The organism is Streptomyces sp. NPDC086080, from assembly GCF_044540255.1.
Lineage (GTDB): Bacteria > Actinomycetota > Actinomycetes > Streptomycetales > Streptomycetaceae > Streptomyces.
Window position 1 is genome coordinate 187,077 of the sequence record NZ_JBITRU010000002.1, and the last position, 11,880, is coordinate 198,956.

The window sequence follows — 11,880 nt, forward strand, 5'->3', positions numbered from 1 at the left end:
TCAGTCTCCGGGGGTGGTCAGCAGCTCGTCGAGCCACGCGTCGTCGTCGCCGTCGTCGTCCGGCGCGCCCGTGTCGTACTTGTTCTCGATGAGCCGGGCGACGGCGGCCACGGTGCGCTCGCTCATCAGGTCGACGGTGTCGAACGGGCGGCCGAGGCAGGCGGAGAGGCTGTTGCCGATGGTCAGCGCCATGATCGAGTCGGCGCCCAGGTCCCGGAAGTCGGCATGGACGTCGATCACCGGGTGACCGAGGGTGTGCGCCAGACAGCGGCCCACCATCCGTTCCCGGTCGGTGTACCCGTCGTCCGGCCGTCCGGTGAGCCGTACCTCGGTGGACTCCACGGCCTCACGTACCCGGGCGAGGCTCTGCCTGGACCGTTCCTCGAGCGCCGCCAGCCCCGTCTCGATCTTCTCCTCGATGTCCGCGGACAGGGCGACGGGGTACGTCGGCAGCACGCCCGTCAGGTCGCTGGCGTAGTTGACCTCACCGGCGAAGAATCCCGCCCGGTCCCCGCGCAGCGCCGCGTCGATCAGGTCGAGTCCGGTACGGGTGCGCAGCGACCGGAACACCAGGTCCTCGTTGACGCCGGTGGCGACCGCCATGCCGACCTCCCGCCAGGCCACCCAGTCGACGCTGACCACGCGGTGCTCCGGTGTGTTCAGCGTGCGGGCCAGGTGGTCCAGGTAGAGGTTCGCGGCCGCGTAGTCGGCCTGCCCGAGGGCCGGGAACACCGCGGCCACCGAGGACATGTGCAGCACGAAGTCGGGCCGGTCGTCCCGGGTCAGGTGGTGCAGCAGGAACGCGCCGCGCAGCTTCGGCCGCAGGACGGACGCGAAGTCGTCGGTGTCCCGGTAGGCGATGAGGTTGTCGCCGGGCACGCCGGCGGCGTGCACGATGCCGTCCACCCGGCCGTGCGCGGCGCGGATCGCGGCCAGCACGTCCGCCAGCGCGGCCTCGTCGGCGACGTCGGCGGCCACCGGGTGCACGCCGGCGCCGAGCGCGGCGATCCCGCGGACCGCCGTGACGCGCGCCGCGGCGGGGTGCTGCGGGTCGGCGGCGACCGCGTCCCACTCGGCCTCGGGCGGCAGGGCGGTGCGGCCGAGGAGGTACAGGTGGATACCGGGGGCGGCGGCCGCGAAGTGCCGGGCCGTCTCCAGGCCGATGCCGCCGAGACCGCCGGTGATCAGGTACGCGCCACCGGGCCGCAGGTACGCGTCGCGGACCGCCGGGATCTCCGGCAGCTCGGCGAAGGACTCGCGGTACTTGTCCGTGCCGCGCAGCGCGTACACGCCGGCCTGCGCGGCGAGGATCTCCGTGCGCAGCAGCGCGGCCGGCACCGCGTCGTCGACGTCGAGCAGCCGGACGGTCACGTACGGGTACTCCCGGCCGATCGCCTTGGCCAGCCCGGCGAGCGCCGCGTGTTCCGTGACCACACCCGGCTCGCCGGGCACGACCGCCAGCGCCCGCCGGGTCAGCACCACGAGGTCGATCCCCGCGCTCGCGTGCATCAGCGCCTTCGCCAGCCGGAAGAGGCCGGTCAGGTGCTCGTCGACACGGCGGTCCAGTTCCGCGGGACCGTCCGCCGGTTCGGCGTCGAAGGCGAGCGCGTACACCAGGTGGGTGTAACCCTCGTCGACGAGCTCCTCGGCGAACCGGTCCGGTTCGGTGTCCGCGGCGCCCGGTGTGCGCAGCACCGCGTCCGGCGGCAGGGCGGCGGCCACGGTGCCGGCCGCGTCCGGGCCCACCAGCGCCATCACGCGGGCCGACGGGTCGCCGGACTCGGCGAGCGGCGACGGCACGAATCCCACCTCGTGCGTCACCGGGTGCTCGATCCGCGGCGCGGCCAGCGCGAACCGGTCGCGCCAGGTGTCGGGGAAGTCGACCCAGGCGCGGGTCTCGTCGAACTCGTACGGCGGCAGGTGCACGGTCCGCGGACCCAGCCCGTGGTACTGCGCCCGCAGGTCGAGGTCGGCACCGGCGGTCCAGGCGCGGGCGGAGTCGGTGCCGGCGGCATCCGGCACCTCGCCGGCCTCGGTGGCCGCCAGCGCCGCCCGCAGCGCGGCCAGGTCGGCGACCGTGTAGGCGAGCCGGTGCCGGTGTCCGGCGCGGGAGACGTTCGACGTCCAGCACACGTCCCGGATGCTCCCGTCGATCCGGCCGCCGTCGACCGCCTCGCGGTAGCGGGTGACCAACCGGCCGAGCGACGCCGGGCTCTGCGCGCTGAGCGTGAACAGGTAGGGCGGCCGGCCCTCGCCGGACTCCGCCGGCGCCACGGTGAACTCCTCCAGCACGACGTGCGCGTTGGTCCCGCCGAGGCCGAAGGCACTGACCCCGGCACGGCGGGGGCCGTCCCCTTCCGGCCACGCGTGGGCTTCCCGCGGTACGTACACCGGGCCGTCGTCGAGGTCGATCGCGGTGTTCGGCCGCTCGTAGTTCGCCAGGGGCGGGATCACGCGGTGCCGCAGCGCGAGCGCGGCCTTGATCACGCCCATCACGCCCGAGCCCTCGAAGAGGTGGCCGATGTTCGCCTTCACCGTGCCCACCGCGCAGAAGCGCCGGTCGTCGGTCCGGGCGGCGAACGCCCGCCGCAGCCCCTCGAACTCGATCGGGTCGCCGACCTTGGTGGCGGTGCCGTGCACCTCCAGGTAGCCGATCGTGCGGGGGTCCACGCCGGCGCTCTGCCACGCGGCCTCCAGCAGGTCGGCCTGGGCCCCGGCGTCCGGTGCCGTCATCATCTCCGAGCGGCCGTCGTGGTTGACCGCGCTGCCCTTGAGGACCGCGTACACCTGGTCGCCGTCGGCCAGTGCCCGGTCCAGCCGTTTGAGCACGACCGCCCCGGACCCCTCGCCGAAGCCCGTGCCGTCCGCGCCCTCGTCGAAGGTACGGGTCACGCCGTCGGACGACTCGATGCCGATCCGGGTGTGCGGGTGCCGCACCGGCGCCATCACGATCCGGGTGCCGGCCACCACGGCCATCTCGCAGTCGCCCAGCAGCAGCGCGGACCTGGCCTGGTGCAGCGCCAGCAGCGACGCCGAGCAGGCACTGTCGATCACCATGCTGGGGCCGCGCAGGTCGAGCAGGTACGAGAGCCGGTTGGCCAGCATCGTGACGATGTTGCCGGTGATGCCGAGCTGTCCCAGCGCGGGGTCGATGCGGCAGAAGTAGTCCAGGTACGACCCGCCGGGGTTGCCGGCGTAGCCGACGTACACGCCGGTGCGGCTGCCGGCCAGCCGCTCGCCGGTGTAGCCGGCGTCCTCCAGCGCGCGGTACATCGTGCGCAGGACCAGCCGCTGGTGCGGGTCGGTGACCGCGGCCTGTTTCGGGGTCATGCCGAAGAAGGCGTGGTCGAACAGGTCCACCCGGTCCAGGAAGCTGCCGTCGTGGAACTCGACCCGCTCCTCGGCGTCCGGCACCAGAGCCGACTCCCAGTGGTAGCGCAGGTACTCCTCGATCTCCCGGCGCCGCTGCGCCGGGAACGGCCGGGTGAGGCTGCGGCCGGTGCGGACGATGTCCCAGAACGCGTGCTGGTCCGGCGCGTCCGGTACTTCGACGGACAGTCCGACGACAGCGATGTCCGTGGTCATACGAGTTCCTCCGTCGGCTGTGCGGCGATCCGTGCGATGAAAGCGGTGAGGGTGGTGCCGTTGACCTCGTCGAAGTGGTCGACGCCTGCCGTGCGCAGGGCCCGGACCGTGCGCACCCACTCCACCGGGCGGTGGATCTGCCCGCTGAGCAGCCGGACCGCCTGGTCCGGGGCGAACTCCGTGCCGGTGACGCTGGACATCACCGGCGTGTGCCCGGCGCGGAATCCGTACTCGCGCAGGACCGTCGCGAACGCCCGGCCGGCCGAGGCCATGAGGGGTGTGTGGAACGGGCCGCTGACGGACACCGGCAGGACCCGGGCGCCCTGGCCGCGCAGTGCCTTGACCGCGAGTGCCAGTTGCGGCCGGTCCCCGGCCACCGTCACCTGCTGGTCGCTGTTGCGGTTGGCGACGTGCACCAGGTTGAGCCCGGCGCCGCGCAGGGTCGCCTCGACCCGTGCCGGGCTCGGCCCGACCACCGCGACCATCGCGCCGCGGGTGATGCCGGCCATCAGCTCGGCGCGGCGCCGGACCAGCGCCAGGCCGTCCATCAGGCCGATGACGCCGGCGGCCACCAGCGCGTTGAGCTCGCCCAGGCTGTGCCCGGCGAAGTAGTCGTACCGTCGGCCGGCTCGTTCGAGGTCCATCCAGGACAGCGCGTTGACGAGGAAGACGGCCGGTTGCGCGTAGCGGGTGTCGGCGAGCCGGTCGTCGGGGTCGTCGCGGCACAGGTCCGCCACGGAGTAGCCGAGTAACCCGGTCGCGGCCGCGGTCTCCCGCGGGTAGCGCTCGAACAGGTCCCCTCCCATGCCTCTGCGCTGTACGCCTTGGCCGGGGAATACCAGACAGTGCATGCGTGGACGCTCCTTCACTCAAGCGGTCGGTGCGGGGACGCTGCGGTAGCGCAGGCCGTGGTGGCCGTGACGCAGGGTCTCCCGGGTGAACACCCGGGCCGAGGGGCCCGGTCCGAAGTCGACTATCTGGTCGGGCCGGCAGTCCTCGATCGCGGCGTGGACCGTGCCGGGCCAGTCCAGCGGGCGGCACACCGCGTGGGCGAGGACGTCCGGCAACAGGTCACCGCGGTGCTGGAGGTTGACCGGCGCGTCGGCCACGTACACCGGTACGGCCAGCCGGTCGCCGGTGAGCGGGAACGTCAAGAAGTGCCGTTCCTCCAGCGTCGCGCGCACCGCCGGCTCCAGGAGCGGCGTGTGGAACGGCGCGGTGCTGCGCAGGTGGGTCCACCGCACCCCCGGCTCGGCCAGGCGCCGCGCGTGTCTCGCCCGGAAGCCGGTGAGGTCGGCCGGGTCCCCGGCCAGCACGTGCGAGCGGCCGGAGTTCGCGAGGGCCAGGTGCACCGGGGAGTCCTGCACCAGCGCGCGCAGCTCCTCGGCCGGCATGCCCGTCACGGCCGCCATCGGTGTGGCCGCGCCCTTGCGTGGTGGTGTCAGCTGATGGCAGCGGATCAGCGCCAGAGTGGTCATCGCGATCACGTCGTGGCAGAGCGCCGTGTACTGCCGACGGCCGGTCACTCCCAGCCCCGCAACCGTCGCGCCGAGCAGGCCCAGGCTGTGGCCGATGGCGGCCACCGGCGCGGACCGGTCGCCGTCCGCGCGGCCGACGGCGGGTTGCAGCAGGCACAGTTGGTAGATGTGGGCGAACAGGCCGTCCACGATGGAGTGTTCCAGGGCGTCCGCGTCCGGTGGGTCGCCGCGCAGCCAGGCGGTCAGCGGGATGCCGCCGGGCAGCTCCCGGCGGTAGGCGTCCGCGCCGACGTGGTCGAGCACGCGCGCCACCGCCTCGGCCGCGGTGATGAAGTACCGTGCGTTCTCCGGCCGCGCGTACAGCGCCCGCAGTGCGGCGAGCGGCGGGCCCTGTATGCCCGCCAGGCCGCTGAACAGGTATAACCGTCGCACTTTGCTTCCCCTGTGAGGCGATTAGCGGCCACTGGCCGGGACCGGCAGGATCTGTGGGAGGGCGGCCGCCTCGTCGACGAGGAGCCGCGCCGCCCGCTGTTCGTGGAGCCGCAGCTGCGTGAGGCCGCGGCGGATCCGGTCCGCCGGCAGGGCGGGCAGCCCGGCCTGGAAGGCGGTGACCCGGTCCGACAGCACGGTGGCCAGATGCGCGACGCGGGCGTAGGCGGCGCGGACCCGCTCGCTGTGCTCGGTGAGCGTCAGGAACCGGCAGAACAGGGTCCGCGAACCCGCCAGCAGCGCCATGCTGTTGACGCCGGGCGCGCGATAGGTGGCGGTGACCGATGTGCGCTCCATGACAAGGTTGTCACCGATGACGTCGTAGAGCTCGAAGCCGTCGCGGAAGTCCGCCAGGAACGCGCGGTAGGCGTCCTCGAACCCGTCCCGGTCGGGCTCCGCCACCTGCCGGACGGTGGCGCAGCCGGTGAACCAGCGTTCGGGTTCCCGGGCGTAGCCGTCGCGCAGCACGTCCCATCCCACGGTCAGCGGGAAGTACTCGTGGTCGTCGGCGGTGTTGTCGACCAGCAGGACGTCGGTGTCGCTCGCCCCGCAGACGAGGAACGAGTGCAGGAGCGTGTGTTCCTCGGGGACCGTGCCGACCCGGCCCATGAACTCCACCCAGTGGGGGAAGTGGTGCCGGGGCGCGTAGAAGAACACCGGTTGTCCCGCGGCGAGGAAGCCGGTCAGACCGGACTCGAAGCGGGCCAGGTCCACGGTCCCGGCCGAGAGCATCTCGAACCCGAGCAGGCGCAGGTCGTCGTCGTTCACGTACGGGGTGTCGAACGCCCAGCGGTCCCCGCCGCGCAGGTGGCAGTGGCGGTGGATGGCCGAAGTGGAGCCCAGGGCCCGGTACATCAGCAGGTCGGACCAGGGGGTGCGGCCGCCGACATATGCGAGGAGCTGGGACTTGCGGCAGTGCAGGTGGTTGTTGGTGTCCTGGGTGCGGATCCGGTCCAGGCCAGGTAACTCGATCATCTGGTCGACGGACAACAGAGGAACCTCCGTTCGGCGATGCCTTCGCTGCGGATGCCGGAGCGGGGAACGCCGTACTCCGGTGGGTTCGATCCGTCCTCGCGGGACGGCGCCTTGGTGGGCGATGGGCTCAGTCGGGCCGTGCACGACGATGTGCGGATGCTCTTCGCGGCGCGTGCCGGGGATTCCCGCCATTGGGCGATCTCCGGCAGACAGGTCCTGCAGGACCCGATTGACGAAACATTTCGAAGTTGATTCGGGTGACATTCGACTGTTCACCCGGTGTGCAGCATCATGGCAGTCCCCCCGATGCCGGTCAATGAAAAGTCAGATGTTTGGGCTTGCGTCAGATTTAGATGCAGGTCAGCGGGTTGGAGGTGTTGATGCAGGTGTCGCGCTGGAGGGTGAGGGGGGCGGCCGTCGCCCCGGACGCGTGCCCGGGTGAGGCGGTCATTCACAGGCCGTTGGGTTCGAAAGTTTCCCTGATTTCTCCGCATGTAAAAGCCGAGTAGTCCTCGGTCCATCGGGCCGCAGGCGCTCTCCGTCCGCCCGGGCCGGTCGGAGGCGGAGAAGCGCGGGAGACGGGGCCGCGCCCGGCCTGATCGGCATGGACGTCACCATGTACACGCCCGCCCGCCCGCACGACGCCCCAGAGGCGCCCCCGGCCTTCGGCCGAGGCCCGCAGCGACGTCGGGCGGGGCAGGACGTGCCGGATCACGGCCGGTCCCGTCGGTGGGCCCGGCGCGTCCGTCCTCCTGCCGCCGCCGGCTGCCGGCCAGGGACCACCCAGACGGGCGCCGCACCATCGCGGGGTTGGCGACCGAGGGCGCCCACAGCTGGATCCCGCCGGCCCTCTCGGACCTCAACGGCACGTTCGGGAAGGCGCGGGGCCGCGACACCGAGGTGGTCCAGGAGTCGACCGGGCAGTCGGTCGGGGCGCCGGCTCGGTGACCTCCGGGGCTGTGGGGCAGCGGTCGGTCATGCGCGTCGGCGTCGCTCACGGGGTCGGTGCTGTCGATGCCGGCCGGTGTCTGACGTCACGCCGCACCGCTCAGGCGAGTTCCGGCCGTGGTCCCCGTCGCCGGGCCGGCGTGGTCGCCGTCTCCCACCTCGCGCCGCAGGTGGCCGGCCGGGTGGCCGGCCGGTCGCCGCCGCGAGCCGGCCCGCGGGGACGCGGGCCGCCCGGTTCCGTGCCGCCGGGGACGCGGCCACGACATCGGTGCAGGACCCCTTGTGCAATTCCTGTGGAACCCTCAATCTTTCAGCTGACGCACCGACTTGGCCATTGTGCATTTGACATGATCTCGTCAGTGGCTGGTCTGTTCCGCCACCCGCGCGGCAGGTGCGTCGACCGCACCACCCCCCACAGCACACGCACCACCGACTGAGGAGGAACCCTCACATGGCAGTGATGCGTCATTCCCGGCGAAGACTGGCCACCCTCGGTGCCGCGGCCTCCGCGGCACTCGTCGCGGGCCTCGTCTCCGCCCTCCCCGCGGGCGCGGCCCCGGCCGCTCCCGAAGGCCGGGTCCAGTACGAGGGCGCCGCGAACGCGGTGGCCGGCAGCTACATCGTGACCCTGAAGGCGGACCAGGCCCGCTCCGGTACCGCAGAGGGCCGGGCCGTCGCCAAGAAGCACGGTGCGGAGATCGAGCGGACCTACACCAAGGCCCTGAACGGCTACGAGGTCGAGGCCTCCGAGGCCGAGGCGAAGCGTCTCGCCGCCGACCCGGCCGTGGCCTCGGTGATCCAGAACCGCACCTTCCATGTCACCGGCACCCAGCCGAACCCGCCCTCCTGGGGCCTGGACCGGATCGACCAGCGGAACCTGCCGCTCGACAACTCCTACACGTACCCGGATTCGGCCGGTGAGGGCGTGACGGCGTACGTCATCGACACCGGTGTCCGTATCACCCACAGTGACTTCGGCGGCCGGGCCTCCTACGGCTACGACGCCGTCGACAACGACAACACCGCCCAGGACGGCCACGGTCACGGCACCCATGTGGCCGGCACCGTCGCGGGCGGTTCCTACGGCGTGGCGAAGAAGGCGAAGGTCGTCGGCGTCCGGGTGCTGAACAACTCCGGCTCCGGTACCACCGCCCAGGTCGTCGCCGGTATCGACTGGGTGGCGCAGAACGCGGTCAAGCCGGCCGTCGCCAACATGTCCCTCGGCGGCGGCGCGGACAGTGCCCTCGACACGGCCGTCCGCAATGCCATCGCCTCCGGCGTCACCTTCGTCGTCGCGGCCGGCAACGAGTCCACCAACGCGAACACCAAGTCCCCGGCCCGCGTCACCGAGGCGATCACCGTCGGCGCGACCACGTCGAGTGACGCCCGCGCCAGCTACTCCAACTACGGTTCCGTGCTGGACCTGTTCGCGCCGGGCTCCTCCATCACCTCCGCGTGGCGCACCAGTGACACGGCGACCAACACCATCTCCGGTACGTCCATGGCGAGTCCGCACGTCGCGGGTGCCGCCGCCCTCCACCTGGCCGACAACCCCTCGGCCACCCCCGCCCAGGTCTCCTCCGCGCTGACCGCCGCCGCCACCACCGGCGTGGTGGGCAGCCCGGGCAGCGGATCGCCCAACCTGCTGCTGAACGTGGGCGAAGGGGGCACCACCCCGCCCCCGCCCCCGCCCGGTGACCGCTTCGAGAACACCACCGACTACACCATCCGTGACAACAGCACCGTGGAGTCCCCGGTGACCGTTTCCGGCGTCTCCGGCAACGCGCCTTCGAATCTGGCCGTCGAGGTCGACATCACCCACAGCTACATCGGCGACCTCCAGGTCCAGCTGATCGCCCCCGACGGCACGGCGTACACGCTGAAGTCGTACGGCACCGGCGGCAGTGCGAACGACATCGACACCACCTACACGGTCGACGCCTCCGCGGAGTCGGCGAACGGCACCTGGAAGCTGCGTGTCAGCGACAACGCCTGGTGGGACACCGGCCGTCTGAACGGCTGGGCCCTGCAGTTCTGACGTGACTCCGCCCGGAGCGACCGGGCAGCACTCCCGCCCCCTGGGGAAGCCCTCAGGGGGCGGGGCGTGTCCACCGCGGCCTACCATGCGCCTCGTGTCCATACCTCCGCCCTACGGGCCCTCGCACGACCACGGCCCGCAGGACCCTCAGGGTCCGTACGGTCAGTACCCCGCCGGCAGCCCCCAAGGTGCCCACCCGGCACCGCAGTTCCCCTACGGGGGACAGCCCGGGTTCGCGCCGTACGGGCTCTACGGGCCCTACGGACCGCGTCCGCCCGCCGCCGTCAACGGGGTCGCCATCGCCTCCCTGGTCCTCGGCGTGCTCTGCTTCCTGCCGGCCCTCGGTCTTGTGCTGGGGCTGATCGCCCTGCGGCAGATCAAACGGCGCGGAGAGCGAGGCCGGGGGATGGCCGTCGCGGGGTCCCTGCTGTCGTCGCTGGGGCTCGCGCTGTGGACGCTGATGCTCGCCACCGGGGCCGCCGCCGACTTCTGGGAGGGCGTGCGGGACGGAGCGCGCGCGGAGAGCGTTCTCGCCCTGCGCAAGGGTGACTGCTTCAACTCGCCCGGCGGTCTGGAGGGCTGGACCGACCGGACCGCCCAGGTGTCCTGCGCGCGGGAGCACGACGGAGAGGTCTTCGCCGTCGTCACCCTTCCCGGCGGCGCCTACCCGGGTGACGACTCGCTCAGCGGCACCGCCGACGAGCGGTGCTACGACCTCCAGGACGACTACGTCATGGACCGCTGGGCGCTGCCCGCCACCGCGGACGTGTACTACTTCGTGCCGACGAGGGAGAGCTGGAGCCTCGGCGACCGCGGGATCACCTGTGTCTTCGGCCACCGGGACGGGCGGTCCCGCCTGACCGGCTCGGTGCGCCGGGACGACACCACCCTCGACCCGCACCAGTTGGCCTATCTGGAGGCCGCCCGGGTCCTCAACACCGCCCTGGACGACGCCCCCGGCACCGAGTTCGCCGAGGACGACCTGCCGGCGCACACGGCATGGGCGGGCGAGGTCGCGGAGGCGGTCGCCGAACAGACCCGGATGCTGCGCGCGCACCGGTGGCCGGCCGGTGCGCACCGGCCGGTGAGCGAGCTCGCCGGCACCCTGGCCGAGGCGGAGAAGGAGTGGGCGAAGGCGGCCGGGGCGGACGACGCGGACACCTACTACGCGTACTCCGACCGGGGGCTGCGGCTCATCGACCCCCGGAGCTCGGTCACCGCACGCAAGGCTCTGGGCCTGAGCACCTCCATGCCCCGCTACGAGGAGGAGACGGGACGCGCACCCGAAAGCGGTGACATGAAGGTGTGAGAGGCGCCATAGCGGGGAGAAAGTGCCTGCGTAAAGCCCTCACCCGGGAAACGTCATCACATCGAGTGATTCTTTGGCCTTCGCTTGCCTCGCACAACCTACGGTTGCCACGCTGTTGCTGTCTGTACAAGCTGATGGGAGTGGCCCGTGACATTCGGTGAGCAGCCGGCGTACCTGCGCGTCGCGGGTGATCTCCGCAAGAAGATCGTCGACGGCCGTCTGCCTCCGCACACCCGGCTCCCCTCCCAGGCGAGGATCCGGGAGGAGTACGGCGTCTCGGACACGGTGGCGCTGGAGGCCCGCAAGGTGCTCATGGCCGAAGGACTCGTCGAGGGCCGCTCCGGCTCGGGGACGTATGTGCGGGAGCGTCCGGTGCCGCGGCGGGTCGCCCGTTCCGGGTTCCGCCCGGAGCGCGGGGCCACGCCCTTCCGTCAGGAGCAGGCCGACCTCTCCGTCCGCGGCACCTGGGAGTCGAGCAGCGAGCAGACGGACGCCGGTACGGCCATCGCCGGCCGGCTCGGCATCGAGCCCGGCGACCGCGTGATGCGCACCAAGTACCTCTTCAGAGAGGCCGGTGAGCCGATGATGCTCTCCACCTCCTGGGAGCCGCTCGCCCTCACCGGCCGGACGCCCGTGATGCTGCCCGAGGAGGGCCCGCTCGGCGGCATGGGTGTCGTCGAGCGCATGCGCGCCATCGACGTGATCGTGGACAACGTGACCGAGGAGGTCGGCGCCCGTCCCGGCCTCGCCGAGGAGTTGGTCCAGCTGGGCGGTGTCCCCGGGCATGTCGTTTTGGTGGTCCAGCGCACCTACTTCGCCTCGGGACGCCCGGTCGAGACCGCCGATGTGGTCATCCCCGCCGACCGCTACCGGGCCGCGTATCACCTCCCGGTGAAGTAGCGAGGTTCCGGCCTCACGCGCCGCCCCGGCGCCCTCGCCGCCCCGCGCCCGCTCCACCCGCCGCCCCGCCCCGGCGCCCTCGCCGCCCCGCGCCCGCTCCACCCGCCTCCCTCGGTCGCTCCATGCACCGTCCCCGCATTCCTCGCCCGCTCCACGCG

8 protein-coding genes are annotated in these 11,880 nt (G+C 72.5%); 4 read left to right on the forward strand and 4 right to left on the reverse strand.

Annotated elements, in window-relative coordinates; all coding sequences use genetic code 11:
* The 4 genes from ACIF9R_RS02955 to ACIF9R_RS02970 are packed head-to-tail and all read right to left on the reverse strand — an operon-like array spanning position 1 to position 6,542.
* Positions 1-3,585, reverse strand: a complete 3,585-nt coding sequence (locus ACIF9R_RS02955) for an SDR family NAD(P)-dependent oxidoreductase (RefSeq protein WP_399973432.1) — start codon at positions 3,583-3,585, stop codon at positions 1-3.
* Positions 3,582-4,436 (reverse strand): ACP S-malonyltransferase, encoded by an 855-nt coding sequence (locus ACIF9R_RS02960; protein WP_399973434.1) that lies wholly within the window; start codon positions 4,434-4,436, stop codon positions 3,582-3,584. The genes ACIF9R_RS02955 and ACIF9R_RS02960 overlap by 4 nt, the downstream gene beginning before the upstream one ends.
* 18 nt (positions 4,437-4,454) lie before the next feature.
* Entirely contained in the window at positions 4,455-5,495 is a 1,041-nt protein-coding gene (locus tag ACIF9R_RS02965; RefSeq protein ID WP_399973437.1) for a hypothetical protein, read from the reverse strand.
* A 21-nt stretch (positions 5,496-5,516) separates the two neighbouring features.
* Positions 5,517-6,542, reverse strand: a complete 1,026-nt coding sequence (locus ACIF9R_RS02970) for a hypothetical protein (RefSeq protein WP_399973440.1) — start codon at positions 6,540-6,542, stop codon at positions 5,517-5,519.
* Positions 6,543-7,337: 795 nt separating this feature from the next.
* Between ACIF9R_RS02970 and ACIF9R_RS02975 the strand changes: the two genes are divergently transcribed.
* The 4 genes from ACIF9R_RS02975 (at position 7,338) to ACIF9R_RS02990 (ending at position 11,722) form a co-directional block, all read left to right on the forward strand.
* Positions 7,338-7,475, forward strand: a complete 138-nt coding sequence (locus ACIF9R_RS02975; protein ID WP_399973443.1) for a hypothetical protein — start codon at positions 7,338-7,340, stop codon at positions 7,473-7,475.
* A 451-nt stretch (positions 7,476-7,926) separates the two neighbouring features.
* Positions 7,927-9,513 carry a S8 family peptidase gene (locus ACIF9R_RS02980; protein ID WP_399973445.1) on the forward strand — a complete coding sequence of 529 codons (1,587 nt, stop codon included), beginning with the start codon at positions 7,927-7,929 and terminating at the stop codon, positions 9,511-9,513.
* Positions 9,514-9,607: 94 nt separating this feature from the next.
* Positions 9,608-10,822 (forward strand): DUF4190 domain-containing protein, encoded by a 1,215-nt coding sequence (locus ACIF9R_RS02985; protein ID WP_399973446.1) that lies wholly within the window; start codon positions 9,608-9,610, stop codon positions 10,820-10,822.
* 147 nt (positions 10,823-10,969) lie between these two features.
* On the forward strand, positions 10,970-11,722 hold the full coding sequence (locus ACIF9R_RS02990) for a GntR family transcriptional regulator (protein ID WP_399973449.1): 753 nt from the start codon (positions 10,970-10,972) through the stop codon (positions 11,720-11,722).
* Positions 11,723-11,880 lie beyond the last annotated feature (158 nt).

Excerpts from the sequence above, each read along its gene's own strand:
- ACIF9R_RS02955 (WP_399973432.1), bottom strand. The coding sequence starts at position 3,585 with ATGACCACGGACATCGCTGTCGTCGGACTGTCCGTCGAAGTACCGGAC.
- ACIF9R_RS02960 (WP_399973434.1), bottom strand. The coding sequence starts at position 4,436 with ATGCACTGTCTGGTATTCCCCGGCCAAGGCGTACAGCGCAGAGGCATG.
- ACIF9R_RS02980 (WP_399973445.1), top strand. The coding sequence starts at position 7,927 with ATGGCAGTGATGCGTCATTCCCGGCGAAGACTGGCCACCCTCGGTGCC.